Annotated in this window: 16 protein-coding genes; 3 read left to right on the forward strand and 13 right to left on the reverse strand. The window is 47.0% G+C overall.

What is annotated here, in order from left to right; all coding sequences use genetic code 11:
- The first annotated feature begins 455 nt into the window (after nucleotides 1-455).
- Nucleotides 456-2,750 (forward strand): OmcA/MtrC family decaheme c-type cytochrome, encoded by a 2,295-nt coding sequence (locus Q4Q54_RS02650; protein WP_311889241.1) that lies wholly within the window; start codon nucleotides 456-458, stop codon nucleotides 2,748-2,750.
- A gap of 135 nt (nucleotides 2,751-2,885) precedes the next feature.
- Here the strand turns inward: Q4Q54_RS02650 and Q4Q54_RS02655 are convergent, their stop codons facing one another.
- The 8 genes from Q4Q54_RS02655 to Q4Q54_RS02690 all read right to left on the reverse strand — a co-directional run bounded on the left by Q4Q54_RS02655 (nucleotide 2,886) and on the right by Q4Q54_RS02690 (nucleotide 14,067).
- The gene (locus tag Q4Q54_RS02655) at nucleotides 2,886-3,569 is read right to left on the reverse strand and encodes a DUF2982 domain-containing protein (protein WP_311987616.1); all 684 of its coding nucleotides are present in this window, start codon (nucleotides 3,567-3,569) and stop codon (nucleotides 2,886-2,888) included.
- Nucleotides 3,570-3,639: 70 nt separating this feature from the next.
- Nucleotides 3,640-4,341 carry an ElyC/SanA/YdcF family protein gene (locus Q4Q54_RS02660; protein ID WP_311987729.1) on the reverse strand — a complete coding sequence of 234 codons (702 nt, stop codon included), beginning with the start codon at nucleotides 4,339-4,341 and terminating at the stop codon, nucleotides 3,640-3,642.
- A 217-nt stretch (nucleotides 4,342-4,558) separates the two neighbouring features.
- The gene (gene mak, locus Q4Q54_RS02665; RefSeq protein WP_259510359.1) at nucleotides 4,559-5,476 is read right to left on the reverse strand and encodes a fructokinase; all 918 of its coding nucleotides are present in this window, start codon (nucleotides 5,474-5,476) and stop codon (nucleotides 4,559-4,561) included.
- A gap of 60 nt (nucleotides 5,477-5,536) precedes the next feature.
- A complete protein-coding gene (cysQ, locus tag Q4Q54_RS02670; RefSeq protein WP_006081003.1) occupies nucleotides 5,537-6,343 on the reverse strand; it encodes a 3'(2'),5'-bisphosphate nucleotidase CysQ in 807 nt (268 codons plus the stop codon).
- A gap of 367 nt (nucleotides 6,344-6,710) precedes the next feature.
- On the reverse strand, nucleotides 6,711-7,874 hold the full coding sequence (locus Q4Q54_RS02675; protein WP_311987620.1) for an NAD(P)-dependent oxidoreductase: 1,164 nt from the start codon (nucleotides 7,872-7,874) through the stop codon (nucleotides 6,711-6,713).
- 6 nt (nucleotides 7,875-7,880) lie between these two features.
- Nucleotides 7,881-8,645 (reverse strand): phosphatase, encoded by a 765-nt coding sequence (locus tag Q4Q54_RS02680; RefSeq protein WP_311987622.1) that lies wholly within the window; start codon nucleotides 8,643-8,645, stop codon nucleotides 7,881-7,883.
- 49 nt (nucleotides 8,646-8,694) lie between these two features.
- Nucleotides 8,695-11,916: a DEAD/DEAH box helicase gene (locus Q4Q54_RS02685; protein WP_311987624.1), complete on the reverse strand. Its 3,222-nt coding sequence runs from the start codon at nucleotides 11,914-11,916 to the stop codon at nucleotides 8,695-8,697.
- A 306-nt stretch (nucleotides 11,917-12,222) separates the two neighbouring features.
- The gene (locus tag Q4Q54_RS02690) at nucleotides 12,223-14,067 is read right to left on the reverse strand and encodes a DUF885 domain-containing protein (RefSeq protein ID WP_311987626.1); all 1,845 of its coding nucleotides are present in this window, start codon (nucleotides 14,065-14,067) and stop codon (nucleotides 12,223-12,225) included.
- Nucleotides 14,068-14,630: 563 nt separating this feature from the next.
- Between Q4Q54_RS02690 and Q4Q54_RS02695 the strand changes: the two genes are divergently transcribed.
- A complete protein-coding gene (locus tag Q4Q54_RS02695) occupies nucleotides 14,631-14,840 on the forward strand; it encodes a cold-shock protein (RefSeq protein WP_006080998.1) in 210 nt (69 codons plus the stop codon).
- A gap of 108 nt (nucleotides 14,841-14,948) precedes the next feature.
- On the opposite strand, the gene Q4Q54_RS02700 is transcribed toward Q4Q54_RS02695, so the two are convergent.
- A complete protein-coding gene (locus Q4Q54_RS02700; protein WP_311987628.1) occupies nucleotides 14,949-16,895 on the reverse strand; it encodes a monovalent cation:proton antiporter-2 (CPA2) family protein in 1,947 nt (648 codons plus the stop codon).
- Between the two features lie 170 nt (nucleotides 16,896-17,065).
- On the opposite strand from Q4Q54_RS02700, the gene Q4Q54_RS02705 reads away from it, so the two are divergent.
- Nucleotides 17,066-17,956: a GGDEF domain-containing protein gene (locus Q4Q54_RS02705; protein ID WP_311987630.1), complete on the forward strand. Its 891-nt coding sequence runs from the start codon at nucleotides 17,066-17,068 to the stop codon at nucleotides 17,954-17,956.
- 238 nt (nucleotides 17,957-18,194) lie between these two features.
- On the opposite strand, the gene tilS is transcribed toward Q4Q54_RS02705, so the two are convergent.
- The 4 genes from tilS to lpxB all read right to left on the reverse strand — a co-directional run bounded on the left by tilS (nucleotide 18,195) and on the right by lpxB (nucleotide 25,115).
- Nucleotides 18,195-19,625 carry a tRNA lysidine(34) synthetase TilS gene (tilS, locus tag Q4Q54_RS02710; RefSeq protein WP_311987632.1) on the reverse strand — a complete coding sequence of 477 codons (1,431 nt, stop codon included), beginning with the start codon at nucleotides 19,623-19,625 and terminating at the stop codon, nucleotides 18,195-18,197.
- Nucleotides 19,626-19,666: 41 nt separating this feature from the next.
- On the reverse strand, nucleotides 19,667-23,140 hold the full coding sequence (gene dnaE, locus Q4Q54_RS02715) for a DNA polymerase III subunit alpha (protein WP_311987634.1): 3,474 nt from the start codon (nucleotides 23,138-23,140) through the stop codon (nucleotides 19,667-19,669).
- A 164-nt stretch (nucleotides 23,141-23,304) separates the two neighbouring features.
- The gene (rnhB, locus tag Q4Q54_RS02720; protein ID WP_220775779.1) at nucleotides 23,305-23,937 is read right to left on the reverse strand and encodes a ribonuclease HII; all 633 of its coding nucleotides are present in this window, start codon (nucleotides 23,935-23,937) and stop codon (nucleotides 23,305-23,307) included.
- Nucleotides 23,937-25,115, reverse strand: a complete 1,179-nt coding sequence (gene lpxB, locus Q4Q54_RS02725; protein WP_311987636.1) for a lipid-A-disaccharide synthase — start codon at nucleotides 25,113-25,115, stop codon at nucleotides 23,937-23,939. Before lpxB ends, rnhB begins: the two co-directional genes overlap by 1 nt.
- Nucleotides 25,116-25,222 lie beyond the last annotated feature (107 nt).

Here is a 25,222-nt window from a genome sequence, read left to right on the forward strand (position 1 = left end):
TGTTTACATCATTGCGATAAGTCGATGTTAAACGGGGTTTAGGTAGTAAAATACCGAAGTTTAAAACAGCAAAATTTCATCGATATTTTCTCTCTTAACAAGGCTTATCCTCAGATGAGATTACCGCTTATTTCCCCTGTCGCTTTAATGCTTAAAACGTCAATTCCATCACTGAGATTTAGGCTATCTTAGCCTCAAGCATTTTGCTTAACCGAAAATGAATTCTTCACTAAAGCCCAAGTTGAAAAATATAAATTGTGATGCCCATCATGGCTTTCCAGCTGAATTTCATTATTTAAAATATCAAAATGCAAATTTTAGAATTCCCATTCGCGTTTGTTAAATCATCGTTCACATATCAGATACAAACTTGCAAATACCACTTTATAAGTAGGTGAATCCTCCTATATTAGAGGCACTGCACACGCAGTCTTATAGAAAGAAAAAGGGACGCGATGATGAAAAACTACAATAAATCTCTACTGGCACTGGCTCTCGTCAGTACCTTAAGCCTTACCGCCTGCGGGGACGGAAGCGATGGTCAAGATGGGGCACCTGGCACACCAGGTACACCCGGAACACCAGGCACTCCCGGAACACCAGGTACACCGGGAACCCCTGCGGGATCCTTCGCAACGACAGCTCAATCTATTACTGATCTGGCTTTCACTTTAAGTCCAGCTGACATTAAAGTGACCAGCAGTGAAGGCTTCAGCGTTAAATTTACTGTTACCGGAAAAAATGCTAACAAAGATGTTCCTTTTACAGGACTCGATAAAGTTGCGCTTTATTCTTTAACGGCAAATGAAAATACCTCAGGTACTGGCGCCCCTATTCAATGGCAAAACAATGCCATGGCGAACGCCGCCGGTACTTCGCTAACTTGTACCTTAGATGGTCTTAACGGTACTAAAAATGCTTGTACTTTAACCGAAGATACAGCAACACCAGGCACTTACACTGCAACTTGGGCACATGATGGCGCAGCGCCAATCATTAATCCCAATGATAATCCAAATGCAGTACACAGAATATTTCTACGTGCTTACAACGTCACTGACAGTGCAGGCGTAGCCTTATCTGACAAGATTTTATCTGTACCCGTTGACTTTATCCCTGCCACTGATGAACTTGCATCATCAGGTAAAGATACCGTCAGTAGCGCAGCCTGTGAAAAATGTCACGGTGAAGCAGATGGCCATATCGCCAATATTTCAGCCCACCATAACTACCAAGGCGTTAAAAATTGTGTGACCTGCCATAACCCAGATCAAATCCCAAGTGATGCAGATCTAGCCGCAGGTTTGATATTTGACTTTGCACCTATGATCCACAGGATCCACTCTGGCGCAGAAAACGCAGCAAACTTCGATACTAGCAATAATACCGCTAAAGAATGGAGTGAAATTGGCTTCCCATCTGATCTGAAAGAATGTACGACCTGTCATACTACAGACCAACCTAGCTATAACACTATTTACGCCCAAGCTTGTGTAGGCTGCCATATGACAGTCAACTTTGCGACCGGTGAAAACCACTCTGAATTTGCCCTAGCTCAAGCAGATGATACTCAATGTAGCTCTTGCCACGGCACAGGTAACTTGTCACCTGCGATGGTACATAGTGTTGGTAAACGTGCAGAGTATGCATCTCTGTTCAAAGTTGACTTCACCAGTGCTACAACAGTTCCATCAGCGACTCTAGGCATGAAAACCTTAACCTTAACAGCCAATGTCACCTTAAATGGTGCGCCAATTGCTGATGGTACATCGTTAAAAGCCTACAACGCGACCAGTAACCCAACAGCGATGTTTGTCGCTAATGGTCTATTGATCGGTAATGTGGCCACTGACGGTACTGTGTACTCTTGGAGAGATGTTAAACCTGCTGCAATCAGTATTAAGCTAGACAGTGGAACACTTGCTGGTGGCGTGTTAACTATCGTTAAAGATATCCCAGATGCGCAAGCTGTGGGCACTCTCTACGTAGGTTCAGAAGCCAACTTCTGTGCTAAAGCGGGTAAAGTGGTTAGCTGTAATACTACAAACTTAGAGTTTGGTCCAACTAGCCCTATCGGTAACGAAGCTGCAGTGAAATTCTATAGCCCAGATGGTAGCGTAGTCACTAAAGCCCGTATGACTGATCCTACTCGTATCACAGTCGCAGAAACTAAGTGTAATGCTTGTCATGGCACTTTAGATTATGCAAAAGGTTCAAGACACGGCGCTTACACCTTCGACCAATGTATGCACTGCCATAACGACACCACTGGCGCTTCTGGCCACGGTGCAACTGGCTATAAAGGCGATGATGGTAAGTTAGTTGTTAATCCTGAAGTGACTTTCAATAACAAAGACCTATTCACAGTTGCTCACCGTTTCCACAGCGGTAACTTCGGTGTAGTAGAAGGTATCTTCCGCGATGCGAAAGGTGGTTTGTTCGGTTATCCAGCTGTTGAAACAGATTGTGCGGCTTGTCATAAAGACAATGCCAAACTGTTTGCAACTGACGGTGGTTTAACTTCAGGCAAACGCTCAATCAAAGTAGGTGCTTACTACATTAGCCCAGTCGCTGAATCATGCCGTACTTGTCACGCTCACTCTGATGCGGCAGCTGTCGCTCACTTTAGAAGTAACGGTGCGGTAGTAGAAGCGGATGCAATGACAGATCCTAACCTACCAGTAGAATCTTGCGCGACCTGTCATGCTGAAGGAAAAACCTACGGCGTAGATAAGGTACACGCAGAGTAGCACTGCAGTACTAGTACCTTTGGGTTGCCCCTGCACAACCCAAACTTCATCTCTGCAACTCATTGGGGACCCTTCGGGTCCCCTTTTTTATTACCGATTATCTTCAATCAATCGTATTAATAACTGCGGTAAAGCTTAATCCGCTAAGCGACTGGCTTGTGCAATACGTTGTCTAAGCAGCTTAATAAAGTCCTTAGCTTCTCTGTCCAAACTGTCGTGGGGAATATACAAGTGATAACCTAAACGCGTATCTAACATCACGCAGCGATGCCCAAACATCGCCAATACACCGCGATAACGATCCCCTTCTATCACCAAAGGACCAAACTCTGCGCCGAGATAAGTTTCTAAAGTCGCTAAGTCTTCATCTTGCGAGGCTGCAGTTACCAATAAAGGCCGCTGCTCTGTTAATAAGCCGGTGGCTAAGCGCAGGGAGATATTGTCCAAAATAGGATTTAAGTGTTTTAGCTTAATGCCTAAATAAGATAACTCTATGGTATCTAATCCATTGGTCACACGCGGGATATCGACCCTTTGAATATTATCCCAACCGATAGACACTTTGCCGCGACGATGAAAATAGGTCAGCCCCTTGTCATCTAATGCTAGGGTCGTTTCCGGCTCATACACCTTAGCTAAACCGAGAATGAGTGAAATCGCGCCTAAGCTAAAAAACATCAAACCCGCGGCAAACAAGGCCGGCCACGTTAGAAAAAGTCCCAACCCCAGCAGCAGACTTAAACCGCCCAGCCAAGTTAAGGTTAACCCATTTCGTTTTGATAAAGGACGCACTGACACTATTTCTGACTCAATTGTCATTGTTCATCTTCCTGTTAACACTCACTATCTTTAGATTGAAGTCGGAAACCACACCCTTAACTTGCCATTTTTAACTTACGGTCTTTAACCATAACCACAAACGGCCAATGTATTCATGAATCGCCCGCTGAGAAGCCACTAGATTATCCGCCGTCAAACGCCACCAAAAATCATCTCTCCCAATAAAATCCGTTGGTGCGGCTTCAGGATGTAAACCTTTAGCGGTGAAGATAGCCATAGCCCGTGGCATATGAGTGGCCGATGTGACTAAGCGAAAAGGTTCTTCGCCTAATTCCCACTGTAAATATTGCGCTTCTTCTATCGTATCTCGCGCTAAAGGGAATTGAATGATCCGACGTTTATCAACGCCCAGTTCAACTGCGGCATTCGCCATCATTTCAGCATGGGAAACCTGCGTGAGTTCACCGCCCCAACCGCTGACGATCAACCTGCATTCTTGGCCTAAGTTAAGTTGTCTGACACCTTCACTAAGCCTTGCAAGCGCTACTGCAGACAAGGATTGCACCGCAGTCGCACCTTGAATATCCGAGTGCGCCGAACCTAATACCATCACAAAACAAGCGCCAGTGATGGGTGTGGAATTAATGGGGTAAGCCGATTCTAATGGCCGCACTAAGGTATTCACACCCAGTTGACTGCTTAAAAAGAGTAAGAGAAAGAAGGCGCAAGATACTAAGTATTTCGCCATGCTCCGACGGCGCCATACCAGAAAAGAAATCAGTAATAACAATAGGATAAAGGGAATAGGCATAACCCCCTGTGAAACAACTTTCTTAATCCAAAACATGATGTCCATGCCAAGCAACCCAAAGGAGCGCAATCATAGCATCAAAATACGGCGAAACGCACAGCAGATAACATTAGCCCAGCGTTTTGCTGGGCTAATGTTTATAAAACGTATAAGCCATTAAGCATTGATCTCAAAGCCGAATAAGCTCACTAGATGAGTACAGATATCCAAGCGAAGATTACTTTTCCCACAACCAAGCTGCGCCGCGCACACCCGATGAACAACCGTATAGATTCTGCACCACAGGCGTATGGCACTCACGCCCCACCACATAATGGGCCAGCAATGCCGGTAATCTTGGGTAAATCGCTGCGACATTCGACATTCCGCCACCCAGCACTATGGCATCGGGATCGAGCATATTGATCACATGGGCGAGTGAACGAGCGAGTCTATCCATATAACGATCAAATGCAGCAACCGCAATAGCGTCACCCTCATCGACTAACAACATAATATCAGCACCTGATTTGGCAGCAGTACGCACTGTACCTGCAGCCGTCAAAGCCGCATTATAATCACGCACAAAGCCAGTGCCAGAGATAAAGGTCTCGATACAATCGGGATTGCCACAGAAACATCGGGTGGTATTGAACTCTTCCTTGGTCATCCAAGGCAAAGGATTATGACCCCATTCACCGCCGATACCATTACCACCACCGTGCACTTTGCCGTTAATTGCCACGCCAGCGCCACAACCAGTACCAATAATCACGCCAAACACCACAGATGCACCAGCGGCAGCACCATCGACCGCCTCAGATACCGCAAAGCAGTTGGCATCATTGGCAACCCGCACTTCACGCTGCAACAATTCCCCTAAATCCACATCGAGGGGATGACCATTGATCCACGTCGAGTTAGCATTTTTGACTAAACCTGAATAGGGCGATACCACACCTGGAATACCCACGCCGACTGTGCCTTGCTCGCCGAGTGTCGCTTCCGCTTCCTTGACCAGATTGACCACCGCAGCTAGCGTGCCCTGATAGTCACGTGGCGTCGTCACACGTTTGCGAAATAGCTCATTGCCTTCATCACTCAGTGCGACTAATTCTATTTTTGTTCCGCCTAAATCGACGCCCATGCGCATCATGAATACTACTCCAGTGTTTAGCCCGCCCTTTCATCAACGAATATCGATGCTAGACGGTCGTTATTTCACCCAGCCTGGGGCTGTGGCAATAAAGTAAGGGTTTAAAATGTCAGGTTTTTGATTATAAGTTAATGGTTCACCTGAGTCATAACAGACAACTGTGCCGCCTGCACTTTCGAGCACAGCTTGCGCCGCCGCAGTATCCCATTCGCTGGTAGGACCCAGTCTGGGGTACAGATCGGCACTGCCTTCTGCCAACATACAAAACTTAAGCGAGCTACCCACGCTTAAGATGTCATGCTCGCCAAACTGTTGTAAATATTGCGCTAAACCAGGGCTCAAGTGCGAGCGACTGCCAACAATCATCGGCATCGCGCGTGGCGCTTTAGCGCCCAATAAGGGACTTTCTTGACCCGCTTGTTGACGCCATGCACCTAAATGCTTAGCGCCGTAATAATAGGTATCGAGCACAGGCGCATATACCACACCTGCGATTGCAACCCCTTGATGGATAAGCGCAATATTGACGGTAAACTCGCCATTGCGCTTAATAAACTCCTTAGTGCCATCTAAAGGGTCAATTAACCAATAGGTTTGCCATTGACGACGCTCATCCCAGGCAATATCCGCCGCTTCCTCAGACATAATAGGAATACCGACAAACTGCTTTGCCAATGCCGCCACTATCACGTGATGCGCGGCTAAATCGGCGGCCGTCACGGGACTATCATCGCCCTTATGGCTCACCGAAAAGTCATCTTGACCATAAACCGTCATAATGGCATCGCCCGCCGCTTTGGCAATCGCGACCACTTGCAATAAATCTTGTTTGGTCAATGTCTGTGCTATTGTCGTCTTGTCTGTCACTGAAACGTCCTTAATGCATTAAATATTCTGGCATTATGCCATTGTCATCCAAGGGGAATTTAGAACAAATTCATCATACATCAAGCAAAATAGACTAAGACTCACGGCTTGAACCGCTGCGCACAAAACCACAGATAAACAAAGTGATTACGATACTAAGGCAAGCCATCGGTGCTGAGAAGAGCCTTGAGTCCAGCTGCATTCGTATTCACAGCCCATGTTTTCATACGGATAGTCTAAAGCCGTCGCTTAAATCTGATTATTGGCGGGCTTATTGTTTTCGACAGCGTTAATCACTCAGATGACGTAAACGCTTAAAGCGTGATTAAAGCAGCCTAAAGCAAAATGTGAGTCACGCTCATTATCGTCAAGATAACCGCCGCAACATGCAATTCAGTTGCTGACGCCAATCTTGCCACTCGATTTGTTCAGGCATCGACAGTGCATTATGGGCCACCAAAGTGGAGCGTAATTTACCACTGTTCAACACGCTATAACTCGGCCTTTTTGCCAAATTCACGCCGCGATTTAATGCTTGTTTAGCATAGTGAGCGCTGGTCATCGGCTGGATAACTACTGGCAGACTTAACAGATTTAGCGCTAGGGCTTGTCGCTGGATTTCACAGGCAAATTCATACCAACTGCACTGGCCTTGAGCGCTGTAATGAAATACGCCCGAACACTGTTGCATGACTAATTGCCAAATCACCTTAGCAAGTGCATCACTCCATGTCGGGCAGCCGATTTGATCGACTATCACCTGCAAGCTTGGCTGAGTGCGCATCAAGTTGAGCATGGTTTTGACAAAATTATGCCCATCTTGACCGTAAAGCCATGAAGTGCGCACAATCGTTGCCCACTCACCCAAGACCGCCAATACCTTCTGCTCACCGAGCAACTTACTCTTGCCGTAAGCAGACAACGGCTCGGGAGCATCGAGCTCAACAAATGGCCTTGGTAAATGGTTTGGATTTGAATTTGGAGCTAAGTCAGGGTTTTGATGCTGTTCAAAGCCAGCTTCTCTATCATCACTTACCGCACGTTCAGTTGCATGAGCAATACCACAAACAGCATGACCACCAAACACATAATCGCTCGACACATGCAGTAAGCGCGCGCCCGACAGTAAACATTGCTGCGCCAGTAACTCAGGGCCAAGTGCATTAACCCGATGCGCTTCGATTGCATCATGCTCAGCAGCATCCACCGCATTATAGGCCGCGCAATTGATCACCCAGCTTGGTCGATATTGAGCAAATACGGCAGCAATATTGGCGGCATCGGTAATGTCTAACTGACTGCGACTTAACGCATACAGCTTCAGCGGTGCGCCTGTGTTTGCACTTATGTTTGTGCTTGTGTTTGCGATGCTATTTAGGGCTAGCTCGCCAATATCGGCAGCGACTCTCAGCAAGGCCTCTGCGAGCTGACTCTTCGCGCCCGTGATTATTACCACTTGAGGAGTGTTAGCGTCTGTGGCTCTCGTCTCAACACATTGAAGTGGCTTCACTTTAATTGCCACTATTTTCATCACGGATCAACAGCATGGCTCATCATCACTAAATAAGGGGATCAAATCGGCGACGGTTTCATGGCCACGGGCGGCTAGAAAGGCCAAGAGTGCAGAAGGACTGCGATTAAGTAAGCGTGATGGCGGATAAGCCACTTCCTCGATGATCGCTTGCGCCCGCGCAAAACCGCCCAAGCTGAAAGCCACATGGGAATCAGAGCCCATAACTAAAATAGTGCCAAATTCCTTGGCCGCTTTAGCAATCGCAGTGCAATTGGCTTCGCTGCCCTTACGGGATACTTCAAAGGAGGAATTGTTAATTTCAAGCGCTACACCGTATTCTGCAGCGGCGCGGGCAACGGCTTCAATATCAATTGGATAAGCGGGGTTACCCGGATGAGTAATGATATCGACCTTGCCGCTCTTAATCGCATTAATCATGGCCTCTGTGTGAGTTGCTTTATCTGACGGAGGATAGACGGGCTCATGGAATCCCGCGAGCACAATATCGAGCTGCTTTAAATAATCGCCAAAGAAATCAATCTCGCCGTCGATATTTTTAATATTTGCTTCGATACCACGCAAAATCCCGACGCCATCGACCATACGCGGCAACACTCTTAAATTCACAAAGTGCCAAAAATGCGGTGCATCGGCCATCGCAGGCCCATGATCTGTATTCGCAAATAAGCGAATCCCCTTTTGCTTTGCCACCGCTAAGTAGTCATGAATCGTGCTATAAGCATGGCTCGAAGCCACAGTATGGGTATGAGTGTCGACTTGGTACTGCATGGTTCACCTCAGTCAAATGATTCAATCAATTTAGAAAAACTGGCCACGATTAGCTAAAGAGCGATAACAGTTCATCGGCGCTTCCTTGCCATGTGCCCTTGCCTTTACCTTCGAGAATACTGTCCGCCAGACTTTGCTTATGCTGCTGCATTTCTTGAATTTTTTCTTCTACTGTGCCTTCGGCAATCAGCTTATAGACAAACACGGGCTTATCTTGGCCGATACGATGGGCTCTGTCCGTTGCCTGCTTTTCCGCCGCTGGATTCCACCAAGGATCATAGTGGATCACAGTATCCGCCGCGGTGAGATTAAGCCCAGTGCCGCCTGCTTTTAAACTGATTAAGAACACAGGCGTATCGCCCTCTTGGAACTTATCTATCTGCGCTTGGCGCAGGCGAGTTTGCCCAGTGAGCTTACTGTAATCGAGCCCCGAGTCCACCAGCTCTGCTTCAATCAGGCTAAGCATGCTAGTGAACTGGCTGAAAATTAATATCTTGCGCCCCTCTTGCACCATCTCGGGCAAATTCTGTTTTAGCCAGTCTAACTTAGCATTACTCTTCACTTTTTGCGCTTGCTCTAACTTCACTAAGCGCGGATCGCAGCAGGCTTGGCGTAGCTTAAGTAAAGCATCGAGAAACTCGATATGGCTGCTAGCAACACCTTGAGAGGCAAATAAATCCCGCAGTTTTTTCTCCATCACCAGTCGAATACTCTCGTAGAGATTTCGCTGATCTTTTTCTAACTCTAAGCTCTGGGAGATTTCGGTTTTAGAGGGTAATTCACCGACCACTTCATCTTTGGTTCGGCGCAGCACAAAAGGCGCAATCCGCTGGCTCAAGATTTGCGCTTGATCCCTATCGCCATAACGTTCAATTTTGTGCCTAAAGGATTTGTTAAAGAAGGCATTCGTGCCGAGTAATCCGGGCAAACAAAAGTCCATCAAGGACTTAAGTTCACCTAAGTGGTTTTCAAGCGGCGTACCCGACAGACACAATCTAAACGGCGCTTTAAGAGCTTTAATCACTTGAGTCACTTTCGCCTGCGCATTTTTAATCTGCTGCGCTTCATCGAGCACGATATGTTCAAACACCTGCCGTTGGTAATAGTCACTGTCGCGCACAATCAGCGGATAGGTCGTCACCACAATATCAAACTCACCTAAGCGCTCGAGCAAAGGCTTACGCAAGGCGCCATGAATCACGACAAGCTTTAACGAAGGTGCAAATTTCGCGGCTTCTTTTGCCCAATTACCCACTAAGCTCGTTGGGCAAATAATGAGGCTTGGAGCATGGTTAGCCCCTACGGGTTTTAGCGCTTGCTGTTTGAGTAAAAAGGCCAAGGTTTGAATGGTTTTCCCTAGCCCCATATCATCGGCTAAAATACCGCCAAGCTGATATTCCTTTAAAAAACAGAGCCAATTCAACCCTTGCTGTTGATACTGACGTAACTCAGCATTTAAGTTGTCTGGGACTGCAACCTCTAACACGCCGTTAAAGTTTTCAAGTTTAGTTGCTAAACTGCGCACCCGTTCACCATTAAGCAGGCGAATATCACTGTCGGCAAAATCATTTAATAGGTGGGCACGGTATTTAGGCAAAGACACGCTATTGCCTTTGTGACTGTCAAACAGCTCTAAAATAATGCTGATCAGCGGCTTAATCACGCTAGCTTTGACTTTTAACCAATCGCCATTTGGGCTGGGCAGCAGTAATTCTGCATCATCGGCGGGCTCACCATACTGCTTAAGCCAAGTGGCAATTAAGGGCAGCATAGGCACTATTTGACCATCGATGTCAGCATTCAGTGACAGAGAAAACCACCCCTCTTGGGTATCATCCAGTTCAATCGCCAGCGGAGTATCAATCACATTCAAACTGAAATGGTCGGCAAAATGCACTTGGTAGCCTAAGACCTCTAGCGCTGGGATTTCCTGTTGGATAAAGTGCAACCAAGCATCAATGGTTTCTGGCAGTGGCCCTACCCCCCAAATACTGGCATAACTGCCGCTATTCGAGATAAAAGAAGGCGCCAGTTCGACCAGTTCCAATGTCATCAAACGATTAATGGCATCCATTTCCGCATCGAGTTGACGCGCGACTTGATAGGTTTTGCCTTGATGGGTAACTAAGGACAAGGGCTCATCGGGATATTGGCCGCCAAGCACCACGTCTTGATAAACAAATTCCAGCAGCACTAATGGCTGCGCCATAGCAAACTCGGGTAACTCCTGCGCGGTTAAGGTCAACCTGACTTGCAGCGGCACTTGCAGCTCGACAAAATCAATCGAAGCGGGCGTAGGTACGGTTTTTGCCGAAAAATGCTTAATCAGTTTGTGACTCACCATTTCAATCTGCGAGCTAGGCACTGGCGGCATCTGGCTGAGTAACAAGAGTTTTTCAACGCTGATCTCTGTCTCTAATGCGCCTATCTTAAAATAATCTAAATCGATATAAGTCGGCGGTTCACAGGGGATTAGCTCCCAATTGTCCTTATTGGGCAGCGTTAACTGCATCTGCTTGTGCTCGGCATCCTTATCCAGCCAAATAAATTCAGGCTTTAACGGTTCACCTCGGGTGAGCGCTAAACGGCTCTCTTCCCAAAAACATCGCCCAGTGACGAGCATTTTTTCCAGCGCCATAGCGCCTAACTGAGCTTTAAGATACAGACGCGAGGCACCGTGGCGGCGAGTCGACATAATAAGATTGATGATGAGCACGTCTTCGGCGCCAATCCAAGCGGGCATGTAATATTGCACATCGGATAACGCGATTTTAGAGCCTTTGTTATAGCCGCCCTTCTTCGCCAGCTTGCCTTTTCTTAGTTCAAGGTAAACGCCGTTATCATCTTTGGATAACACGTACAGCACGCGATCGTCATAGAGTAAATCGACATTTGAAACCGTGAGATCATCACTTTCGTCTAGCAGATGTAACCACTGAGCAATACGTTGTTCTTCAACGGTTCTATCACTCAGTAAACTGTAAAGCACGGCGGCAATATGCTTGCAATGCCCAGTTGCGGGGCATGAACAGAAGCCATTCATGATCAACTTATGATTCACACTCACGAGGCGAATATCTTGCCGATAGGGCTGGGATTCCGTCCCCATGACGCGACCTTCAATATGACGAAAATCGGCATTCGCTTTGGCGCTCAAGACCCGTCCTTTCATCACATAATCACGGGCGCGCATTAAGGTTGGCGGCGTGAATAATGACTCAATCGTGGTGCGAGTCAATTGGATAGGATCTTGGGGGGACAAGCGATTCATGTAAAAACCTTGAAACTAAAAATATCGATACCTAACAATAGCAAGCCATTGCCGAGCGACATTTATCAATGAGTTGTGTGGGATTGTATTGAAAGCCTTGGCCGAAAGCCAGAATGATAGCCTCTATCGATAAACCCACCCTGCCTGCAAGATTAAGAGAACACACTTATTCGCAGACAGGGTATGGATTTGAAATCGCATAAGCCATTGATAAATTAGGTGTTAGCCTTGCATTAACCACTAAGCGTTAACGGTTGCAACCAAGGGCTAAACTTTAGCTTTAGACTTTTACTTTAGCCTTTTGCTTTAGCCTTTTGCTTTAGCCTCAGCATTGTTTTTATCAGCAATGTAGCGATCGACTAATGTTTCTAAGATATCCAAGGGCACAGCGCCATTTTTCAGCACCACATCATGGAAGTCTCTGAGATCGAACTTATCACCTAAGGCCAACTTGGCTTTTTCGCGCAGTTCGAGAATTTTCATCATACCGACTTTATAAGCCGTCGCTTGACCTGGCATAACGATATAACGCTCAATCTCAGCCGTGACATCACGATCGGACATGCCAGTATTTTTCTTCATATAGTCAATCGCTTGCTCGCGAGTCCAACGGCTATGGTGAATGCCCGTATCTACCACTAGACGCACAGCGCGGAACAACTCTGCCTGCAAACGACCGATATTATCAAAGGGATCCTTTTGAAAACCAAGCTCCCACGCTAAACGTTCGCTATATAAAGCCCAACCTTCAATGTACGCCGTAAAAGGCGCCATCTTACGAATAAGTGGCATACCCTCTAACTCCATCGCCACTGCGATTTGGAAATGATGCCCAGGGATCCCCTCGTGATAAGCTAAAGTGCGCATACCGTATTTAGGTGTGGCCTTGATGTCATATAAATTGGCATAGAAACGTCCTGGACGACTGCCGTCTATCGCGGGCTGCTGATAATAGGCACCCGGTGCTGTTTTCTCTTTAAATTCAGGAATGCGCACTACTTCCATGCCCGCTTCGGGTCGAATACGGAAGGCATCACCGAGTCCCGCATTCACTTCATCAAGAATATGCTGATAATCAACCAGAATTTGCGCTCTGCCCGCATCGCTATCTTCGTAGTAAAACTTAGGATCGGCGGCTAATGCTTCAATCGCGACCGAGAAACCTTGGCTTATATCGTAACCTTCTGCGGCTAAGATAGTCATGATTTCACTTTGAATGCGATCCACCTCTGCCAGCCCTTTGGCATGGATTTCGTCAGCTGTGTAGTTGGTGGTCGTAAAGAACTTCAGCAATTGCTCATAGGCAAGGTCGCCATTTGGCAACGCCCAATAACCATCATCCGTCCCCGCTTTGGCTTGTAACTGGGAAAAATAATCGATAAATAATTGATACGCTGGATGCACATAACCTTTAATGTCCGCTTCCGCTGCTGCCAATAACCGTGCTTGCTCATCGGCACTGATATCCGTCTCAGCCAATTTGGTTTTGAATGAGCTGTATAGGATATTGTCTTGAATCGGCGTCGCGACAAAATCATTCATCTCGGTGAGCACCCGCTCAATCACGAACTTAGGCGGAATAATCCCTTTAGCTTCACGGATTTTTAAGCCTTCGAGAGTTTGCGCAAACTTAAGTTTCACCTTTTGTAAACGCGACAGATAGTTTTCAGCATCGCCCACCGAGTGGACTTGGTGCTGTGCCTGCATAAAGCTGGGATAACCGTTTTGCACACCAAACAACTGATTAAGCGGATAGTTATGGTAACGATACGGCTCAGAAACCAGCGCGAAATCGGCAAGATATAGGGCAATATCCTTGGAGATACGTTGATTTTCATCTAAATCCGCATCGGAATAGCTCAGCAAGGTTTCACGCAAATCTCGCACTTGCCCGAAAGTCTTATCCATCGCCTCTGGACTATCGTCATCCAACTCGGCGTTATGGCCTGTAATCCCTACCGATTCTAAGAAGCCCAATGAGGTCAAGGTTTCAGGGCTTTCGAAAGCCATCTTGACCACACTTCTGTCTAGAAACGCGCGAAAGAAAAACGGCTTTTTCGCAAACCATTCATGGGCGGCCAGCGCCACTAATAACAGCACTAAGACTAAGCTGCCGAGTCCAATCCGTTTTAGTAGTGTTTTCAACATCATTCTCCCTTCTTATTATATTGGGTCTACAGTTTTCGCACTGAATCTAAAGCTCAAGCACGCTGTTATTTTGCTGACGAGAATATCATCAACACAAATAAGCAACAATTTAATAACGTAACTAAGCGTGACTGAATCCTGTCTCTGGCATTCAGGTCGCCTTTCAACATCCACAGACACCTAATAGGCAAACTGTCACTAAGTCGCGACAAACAGACAAAATATTTTTACGCTCGATAACTTTCAAACTAGCTCCGTATCCAATTGAATATAAACAGTTATAAAGCATCACTTCCGCAATATCTTTCTATAACCCACTCTACAGACGAAAGGTATTTCAAAATAAAGCTATACAAACCCCTAGAGTGTGTTAATCTGCACTCCGGCCTGTGATTCAGACCTATTTATAAGCAATATTATGTATTTGAAAACCTTCGCTACGCCTGTAATTTTTTTGCTGTCATGAAGCTTTCCACTCATAACTTATCATCAATGTAAATAATTCTATTTCTGGCTAACATCCCGCATAATTGCGAATTATTTGTTTGAAAATTTTGGAGACATTCATGTCTAAAACTACTGGTGTAGTTAAATGGTTTAACGAAGATAAAGGTTTCGGTTTTATTTCTCCTGACAATGGTGGCGCTGACGCATTCGTTCATTTCCGCGCAATCGTTTCAGAAGGCTTTAAAACTCTTGCTGAAGGTCAAAAGGTTTCTTTTGATATCGAACAAGGCCAAAAAGGTCCTCAAGCTGCGAACGTAGTTATTCTGTAATTAGACTTTGTCTAATTTAAGTTAACAAGTTCCAGACAAAAATGCCGACATTATGTCGGCATTTTTATATCTGCAATTCAACCGTATCTAAAAAGCCAGTCTTTGGCTTTAGCCGTGCAAGAGTTTAGCTTCAGCTTTCTCAAGTCTTCGTGGTTTACCCACTATCAGTAAGATATCCCCTGCACGAAAAACCCAGTCCTGCTCAGGATGTTCCACTTCGGCGCCACTGCGACGAATCGCCCTTAACTCCACCCTCAATGTTTCCCACATGATCTCAGCAACGGTTTTACCAATCGCATCGGCACCACGCGGTAACGCCACCGCATGCAATGACTCTAAGGTGAAGTCGGTTTCTGTACCGGAAAAAAAACCATGTAAAAATTGATAATGATTGCGCCGCTCTGACTCTAAACGTTTTAAAATCCGCGCTAATGGTACACCGCATTGATGCAATACCTGTGACACTAACATCAAGCTACCTTCTAAAGATTCTGGGATCACTTGATTGGCACCCGCTTTTTTCAGCAAGTCTAGATCACTGTCGTCTTTAGTTCTGACTAAAATTTTAGCTTCTGGCGCCAATAACTTACATAAGGGTAGGACTTCTTCTAAACTGCGCGATTCACAAAAAGTGATGACGATCATCTTGGCCTGCTTAACGCCTATTTGTTTTAACATCGCCCGTTTACACACGTCTCCAAAATAAATCGGTTCGCCAGCACGGCGTGCCTCAGAAACACGAGTTGGATCGAGATCCATCACCAGATAAGGTACGGCTTCAGTTTTCAAAAAACGCGCTATGGTCTGCCCTACTCGGCCATAACCGAAAATCATCACCAGCTCTTGCTCATCCATTAAAAGTGGTACGACTTCATCCACGTGTTTTGCCTGCCGGATCCCCAACACCCACTTAGCAATGTCCACGCTATGGCGAACTAACCAAGGTGCGAGCGACATGGAAAGCACGGCGACCATGACCAACATGGTACTGATTTCATTACCTAAAAGTTGATAATTAACCGCTAAAGCCAACACCACAAAACTGAACTCGCCCACTTGGGCTAGGCTCATGGCCGTACTCATCGAAATTCGAAAAGGCTCGCCTACTAATCTTAAAATGCCATGAATGATCAGCGCCTTACCTAGCACAACCGCCACTAAAATCAGCAATATCTGCCACCAAAAACGCATCACTAAGGTAAAGTCCAGCATCATGCCTATGGAGATGAAAAACAGCCCCATCAATAGATCACGAAAAGGCCGGATATCGGCCTCAAGTTGGCGGCGGTACTGGCTTTCTCCCAGCAGCATACCCGCCATAAATGCCCCCAGCGCCATGGATAATCCCAGCCATTGGGTGAACGCGCCAGTGACTAAGGCCACCACCAGCGTTGATAACACGAACAGTTCGTTAGAGCGGGAGCGGGCAACTTCGTCAAAAATCCGCGGTAGTGCCCATTTACCGAAAGCCATTAAGAGGAAAAAGGCCAAAATACCTTTCAGCAAAGCAAAGGCGATATCCGCAACGATCAAAGGTTCGCCACCATTGGCCAGTAATGGCAATAAGATCAACAGCGGCACAACCGCTAAATCCTGGAACAATAAGACACTGACAGAGAGCTCACCGTGACGGCGCCTCAGCCATCCCTGTTCATTGAGTAATTTAAGGACGATGGCTGTGGATGATAAGGCAATGGCAGCTCCGATAACTAAGGCTTCTACCCAGTTAAGACCACATAATAGGGACACCCCCATTGTCAACAGGGTCGTTATTACCACCTGAGCACTGCCTAAGCCAAATACAGTGCGGCGCATGGCCCATAGCCGCGGCACAGAGAACTCCAAGCCTAAGGTAAACATCAGCAGCACTACCCCAAGTTCAGCGACAGATTGCATTTGATGCTGGGTAAACCAATGAAAACCGCTTGGTCCACTCACAACACCAGTGAGTAGATAAGCCAGAATTGCGGGTAACCCCAAACGACGCAGCACAGCAATGGCCACAATGGCAATCACTAGCATAAGTAGTACTTGGATTAAGAAGCTATGTTCCATTGGGGCTATGACTCCTGTCAAAATGCTGACGTGTCAAAAAAACTAACGCTGAGTTTTAAGCTTAACTGAATGACTAACAAAGACAAATTTTATTAACAAATATTGCGGCACGGTATTTGCTTAGACTAGGTAAGAGATGTATCGCACTAACATTTGCTGGAGTGATGATTATGGACTTTGGCCTAGCGACCGAGCTGTATCCCGACGAATATCGCTATCAAACAGAACATTATAGTCCCAATGATAATCCATTGGACTTAGTACAAGTGATCCAACAACTGCACGCCAGTTTAGATCCAAGGACAGTCTTTGCCTGCTATGGCAAAGTGCTGGGACAACACTTGCCGATCCAAGGTGTGCGCTTAAGTTATGGCGAACATAAATTAAGCTGGGGCAAACGTTATGGTATCAGCGTCAAACGACAGCTTATATGTGCAGGTTTGCCGCTGACGATCCAATACCAGTTATTGACGCCACTAACGCCTTCACAAGCTTCAAACTTACAGGATATTGAACCGCTGTTATTGCAACCGTTATTAAATGCGATGCAATATCAAGAAATGTCGATGCAGGCCATGTTTGACTCGCTCACTGGCTTAGGTAATCGCCATTACTACAGTCAAAGCATCAACAATGCGACCGCCAGAGCCCATAGAAAACAAGGTTCTGTTGCACTCATAGTGCTCGATTTAGATAATTTTAAACAGCTAAATGATAAATTCGGCCATAAATGCGGTGATTATATTCTGAAGGAATTTGGCGACATCATTCGTGCGACCATACGAAATACGGATCAAGCCTTCCGTATCGGTGGTGACGAATTCGTGATTATTGTCCAAGGTAATATTCATGCGGCAAGCCTATTGTGCGAACGGATTGTCTCGGCCATCAATCTGCACACTAGTTTCACTCAATTTGGGGTGAGCTGTAGCTTAGGTGTGGCAGAATCACACGATACCATTGAAGCCGAACAACTTTATGAACTTGCCGATAAGGCGCTTTATCAAGCCAAAGCCGCGGGACGTAACTGCTATAAACTCAGCCAAAATCAATTAGTTTAGACGCGCAGGGATGCTAAATGAAATGCGATAACAAACTCGCAGCGCGTAATCTGTGAAGGTTCAAAACGAAAGGAAAGTTAATATCTCAATGTAGATCTCAAGGAAGATTCGAATCAAACTGACGTGCTGCGACCTACTCTCTTACTTTGCTGCTTTCCTACTTAAAAAGAATAACGCCGCAACGACTCACAAAAACTCCAGCGACAACTCCCAACCCCTAGCTTCGCCAAACAAGCACTCAAACAGAAGTTTGAGAGACCTGCAAACCTAGTCCATTCAACTCAACAATAAAGCTTTTTTCAACCCACAGCCCAATCGCCATCACCAGCTGCTCGTTATAGAACATGAAACCGACCTTTTCACGTACCCAAGGCGGAACGGCAAACTCTTGCCACAGTTTCTTTAATTCTCGGCCCTTGCCACGGGAATGGGGATGACAGCGACATTGACCCGCAAGTTGATAACGCACGCTAACCACTTCATCTGGCCGAGGAAAGCGAGCTCTAGCCCCTTGCTTTGTCACTATCAGCCTAATCTGCTCACCATTTGCTAAGCCCGCTGGCGACACGACTAATTCGGCACTATCTCCCTGTAATAAAGAAATAAAGTCATGCTGTGGCAACGTCCAACTCACAGGCTGAGTGTGACGTTTGTGAGTTTGATACTTAAATAAATACACTTGATTGGCAAAGCGGCGGATTTCACACTCACCGACACGAATATGCACTTTGGCATCATCTTTCGCGGTTAACAGCTGAGTGATGATCTGATTAAGCAGCACCTTTGAGGGCAAGGCAAAACCTTGTGATTCGATAAATCCCCGCAAGAGTAACGCTTGCCAGTCGGCTGACTGCTCGGCAAAACCCTCGAGTTTAAATACACTTTGAGTATGGTAAGGCGCTTGGGTTAACCATAAAGGTAAACGTTCACTCACCTGTAAATCCAGCGTTGCCTGTTGCTCGGCGCACAATGCCGCGCTACGACTCGCGGTTGCAGCGATACTCGGCCAACGCGCTTTTAAACGGGGAATAATTTCTAAACGTAAAAAATTACGATCGAACTTATCGTCTTGATTACTTTCATCTTCGATATGCACTAAGCCCTGTTGTTTTGCGTAGGCTTCAATTTGCTCACGGCTGATATCCAATAACGGCCGCAGTAGTCTGCCTTGCGCTAATGCTTGAACTTGTCCCATGGCCGCCAGCCCTTTCGGCCCCTGACCACGTTTCAGCGCCAGTAAGATAGTCTCAAGCTGATCGTCTTCATGGTGGGCAGTTAACAACACATCATTGGCACTTAAATGCTGCTCAATCGCTTGATAACGCACTTTTCGCGCTTCGGCTTCAAGGCTCAATCTGGGCCCGTGATTAACTGTCACTCGTTCAACCGTCACGGGTAAACCATAATGCTGACCGCGCTCAAGACAATGCTGCGCCCAAGCATCAGCGTTATCACTTAGGCCATGGTGTACATACACTAGCTGATAATTAAACTTAGGATGTTGCCGCGCAAACTGACTTAAACCAAATGCTAAGACTTCGGAATCAACCCCACCACTGTAAGCCAGCACTAACTTGCAGTCAGGCGCTAAGGGTTGCGCAGCCAAAAAAGCACTGATATGCATGCTGAGATCGCCATCTGCCAATGGCTCGTCAAACTTAGCCGACATAGGTTAACTTCATCTGTTTGCACCTAAGACATTCACCAACATTAGAATAAAATTCTCACCTTGTTTGGCCCGAGTAGCGATTCGAGCGAAAGCATCAAGTCATCGGTCGGATTCACTCGCCAAGTATCGGCTAACCTAAACTGACCTTTGGCTTGGGCTTGAGTGTAGTTGATCACCACAGGCACAGCGCCGTTACGCCACGGGCTAAGGGCTTGCTCGAAGGTATCGAGGGCTGATGGCGTTAACTCACTGCCATCCATATCGATTTCAAGCGCCTTAGCAAAGTGACTTCGCGCCTCACTGATGTCGATAATGTTACGCGCCGTCATGCGGTTGCCGCCGGCGAAATCATCGTAACTCACCTCACCTTCACAAATGAGGATCCGGTCTTTTTCCAGCAGATGATTAAATTTTTCAAAGGCTTCGGTAAACAACATGATCTCAAGCCGCGCGCTCTTATCATCAAGCGTCAATAGGCCCATTTTCGAGCCGCGCTTGGTCAGCATCACTCGAGTTGCCACCACTAATCCCGCAGCCTTAGCGGTTTTACCGCGCTCGGTCGGATGCACATCTTTCAAACGACCGGACGTGTAATGCTTAAGCTCTTTTAAATATTGATTGATCGGATGACCGGTCAAATACAAGCCTAAGGTTTCACGCTCGCCTTCAAGCCAAATTTTATCCGGCCAAGGGGTGCATTCAACAAACTGCTGCTTACTATCTTCGGGTTCACTGTTGAGCAAACCAAACATATCGTGTTGACCAATCGCCTCAGCTTTAGCGTGTTGATCGGCGGCGCGAATCGCTTCGGGCAAGGTTGCCATCATAGACGCACGATGCGGTCCAAGAGTATCGAGTGCGCCCGCGCAGATAAGCTTTTCAATCACGCGTTTATTGAGTTTTTTTAAATCGATACGGGCGCAAAAATCGAATAGATCCACGAAGGGGCCATCCTTACGCGCCTCTAAAATCGATTCAACTGGACCTTCACCCACGCCTTTAATGGCGCCAATGCCATAAACAATGCGCAAATCATCATCAACGGTAAATTTGAACAAGCCTTTGTTAACATCCGGCGGAATAAGCGGCAAGCCCATACGCTCACATTCATCGACCAAGGTCACAATTTTATCTGTATTGTCCATATCGGCCGACATTACCGCCGCCATAAACTGCGCAGGATAATGGGTTTTTAGCCATAAGGTCTGATAAGACACCAACGCATAGGCGGCTGAGTGAGATTTGTTAAAACCGTAGCCGGCGAACTTTTCAACTAAGTCGAAGATCTTCATCGACAAGTCGCCGTCGACGCCGTTATTGATTGCGCCTTCTTTAAAAATGCTGCGCTGCTTGGCCATCTCTTCGGGCTTTTTCTTACCCATAGCACGGCGGAGCATATCGGCGCCACCAAGGGTGTAACCCGACAGCACCTGCGCTATCTGCATTACCTGCTCTTGATACAGAATAATGCCGTAGGTCGGTGATAACAGTTCTTTTAGTGATTCATGCTGGTACTGAGAATCGGGGTAAGACACTTCCTCACGCCCATGCTTACGCTCGATAAAGTTATCGACCATGCCCGATTGCAACGGACCGGGTCGGAACAATGCCACCAGTGCGATCATGTCTTCAAAACAGTCGGGCTGCAGACGCTTAATCAAGTCTTTCATACCGCGGGATTCCAGCTGGAATACTGCTGTGGTTTCATACTTTTGCAACAGGCGGAACGACGCAGGATCCGTTAACGGAATCGCTTCAATACGCACAGGCTGACGACCGTTTTTGACTTCGACCTTATTCACCATCTCCAGTGCCCAGTCGATGATAGTCAAAGTACGTAAACCCAAAAAGTCGAATTTAACCAGACCTGCAGTTTCGACGTCGTTTTTATCGAATTGGGTTACTGGGTTTTTACCTTCAGCGTCGCAATAGAGCGGCGCAAAATCGGTAATTTTTGTCGGTGCAATCACCACACCACCCGCGTGCTTACCGGCGTTACGGGTCACACCTTCTAGCTTACGGCACATGTCGATCAGATCTTTGACGTCTTCATCGGCATCATAGGATTCTTGCAGTGCAGGCTCAACCTCAAACGCTTTCGCCAGCGTCATGCCTGGTTCTGGTGGAATGAGTTTAGAAATTCGGTCAACAAAACCATAGGGATGACCCAGCACACGGCCAACGTCACGGATAACCGCTTTCGCCGCCATAGTACCGAAGGTGATGATTTGCGATACCGCTTCACGGCCGTACAATTCGGCCACGTGATCAATAACCTCATCACGTCTATCCATACAAAAGTCGACGTCAAAGTCGGGCATGGAAACCCGCTCTGGATTGAGGAATCGCTCGAATAGCAGATCAAATTCCAATGGGTCTAAATCGGTAATCTTAAGCGCATAGGCCACGAGTGAACCCGCGCCCGAGCCACGACCAGGCCCTACTGGAATACCGTTATCTTTACCCCATTGGATGAACTCCATTACGATCAAGAAGTAACCAGGGAACCCCATCTGGTTGATCACTTTGAGTTCGATATCGAGGCGCTCGTCGTATTCACCGCGTTTCTCGGCGCGTACTTCAGGATCGGGGAACAAAAACTCGAGCCGCTCTTCAAGACCCTTCCTCGAACAATCGACCAGAAAGTCTTCGATGGACATATCGCCCGTCGGGAAATTGGGCAGGAAATATTCGTATAAACGGATCGTTACATTACAGCGTTTAGCGATTTCGACACTGTTCGCCAACGCCGCAGGAATGTCGGCGAATAGTTCACACATTTCCTCTTCGCTACGCAAATACTGCTGTTCACTGTATTTTTTAGGTCGGCGAGGATCGGCAAGGGTAAAGCCATCGTGGATAGCGACGCGAATTTCATGGGCATCGAAATCTTCAGGTTTAAGGAACACCACCTGATTGGTGGCGACCACGGGAATCCCTTTCTCCTGCGCTAAGGCCACAGCCATGTGCAGATAGCGCTCTTCGTCTGGGCGTCCAGTGCGGATAAGTTCAAGAAAATAGCGATCGGCGAAATGGGTTTGATAAAACTCACATAAAGATTCGACTTGTGTGCCATTGCCCTTGAGCAGCGCCTTACCCAGATCACCTTCTTTGGCGCCTGATAACAACAAAATGCCTTCGTTATAGGTGAGTAACCACTCTTGGTCTATCACTACACGGCCGGCCACTTGGCCACGCAAATAGGCTTGACTGATAATTTGGGTCAGATTCTGATAACCGACATTGTTCATCGCAATGATGGTCAAGGCGCATAATTCGCCTTCAAATCCAGGCACTTGCATCCAAAAATCGGCGCCGATTATCGGCTTGATCCCCGCACCATGGCAACCACTGTAAAACTTCACCAAACCACAAAAGTTGTTTTGATCAGTCAGGGCGACAGCCGCCATTCCCTGCGCTTCCACCTGCGCCAAAATCGGCTTAACCTTGGCCACGCCATCGGTCATAGAGAAGTCACTGTGGACACGAAGATGCACAAAACGAGGATCGGACATAATTAGGATTATCTTTGAATAGCAGGTTAACAATAACTAGAAAGCAGCCTAACAAAGTCACGCAGCCAGAGCCAGTGACTTTGCAGGATAACGGCAACTATATACCCAAACAACCTCAAGATACCTATTTCGGCTTGTTTGGATCAAATGCTAAAAATCAGCGCTCACAGTCCCAGTAATGCTTTGACGGGTTTGAAACTTTTACGATATTGGTCAAATACCCCATGTTCGGCGATGGCCTCAAAATGTGCCTTTGTTGGATAGCCTTTATGCTGAGCAAAACCATATTGCGGATAAGCAGCATCGAGCACATCCATCTCACGATCCCGCGTCACTTTGGCGATAATCGATGCGGCACTAATACTGGCAATTAAACCATCACCTTTAATGATGCTGTGACTGGTAAGCGAGACGCCATTATGGGCAATAAAGATGGGGCTACGATTACCATCCACAAGCACAAGCTCAGGGGCAATATTAAGCCCAGCAACCGCGCGCTGCATCGCCAACATAGTGGCGTGCAGAATATTCAGCTCATCGATTTCAGCAGGACTGGCGCGGCCAACGTGATAACACAAAGCTTTATCACAAATCTCATCGAACAGAGTTTCGCGGCGCTTCTCAGTGAGTTTTTTCGAATCATTCAGGCCACTGATGGGCTTGCTCGGATCCAAAATCACTGCGGCAGTGACGACGTCGCCGACTAAGGGGCCACGGCCGACTTCATCCACTCCGGCAATCAACCCCGTCGAAAAGGCCAGCAAATCGGCTTCAGTTAAACTTTTATAGGTTGCCACTAATTAGCCTCCGGTAATTTAGCCTGAGTGTGTTTAGGCTCAACCAGCGCCATTACCGCTTCTGCAGCTTTTAAGCTCGCATCACGACGTAATACTTGGTGTAGTGCTTCAAACTCAGCTTTAAGCGGCGCAAAATCGCGATTGAGCTCAAGGGTCACGGCCGCCGCAATTTTCTCTGGGGTGCAATCTTCTTGGATAAGTTCTGGGACGAGATCTTTTCCAGCAAGCAAATTCGGTAACGAGAAACGCTCGACCTGCATCATGCGCTTAGCAATGCGATAGGTTATCGGGCTCACACGATAAGCCACCACCATAGGACGCTTGGCCAACATGGCTTCTAACGTCGCAGTGCCAGAGGCCAATAAAATGCCATCGGCCGCTGCCATCACTTCACGGGACTGGCCTTCAATCATGTGGATTTCAAGATCAGGCGCAAAATCCTTCAGTGCTTGCTCAAATTGGTCACGGCGTTTTTGATTCACCAGCGGGGTCACAAAACGTATATCAGGGAAGTTCTGTTTAATCAGTAAAGCCGCCTTAACAAAAGGCTCAGCCAGTTGCTTTAGCTCTCCACCACGGGAACCGGGCAGAATCGCTAAGTATTCAGCATCGGCATCTAATCCAAGCAAGGCACGGGCTGCAGCTTTATCACTTTGGAAAGGAATATCGTCAGCCAAAGTATGACCCACAAAGGTACAAGGCACCTGATGCTGATCGTAAAACGCTTTCTCAAAGGGCAACAGCGATAGCACCATATGAGTAGCCTTGGCGATTTTGAATATCCGTTTTGGGCGCCACGCCCACACTGACGGACTCACATAATGGACCGTCTTAATGCCGCGCGCTTTGAGTTTAAGCTCAAGACCAATATTAAAGTCCGGTGCATCAATGCCAATAAAACAATCGGGCTTAAGCGCGGTAATCTCTTTAATCAGGGAGGCACGTACTGTTAATAAACGAGGCAAACGGGATAGCACTTCAACAATTCCCATCACGGCGAGTTCTTCCATCGCAAACAGGGATTTAAAGCCAAGGGCTTCCATGCGGGGACCACCGATACCGACAAAATGCGCATCGGGATGAGTCTTTTGCAGCGCCGCCATTAAACCTGCGCCTAAAATATCGCCCGAGAGTTCTCCGGCAACCATGGCAAACACTAATGGAGTTTTATTGCTCATAAACCAATCATGTCTCATGAATGAATGACATTGGATGACGGGGCGAACAACAGCTAAAACGCATCATGCCAAGCCATACTGCTGTAAATTAATGATTAAGCTCATTG

It is taken from the genome of Shewanella sp. SP2S2-4 (genome assembly GCF_031932025.1).
In the GTDB taxonomy this organism is placed as follows: domain Bacteria; phylum Pseudomonadota; class Gammaproteobacteria; order Enterobacterales; family Shewanellaceae; genus Shewanella; species Shewanella baltica.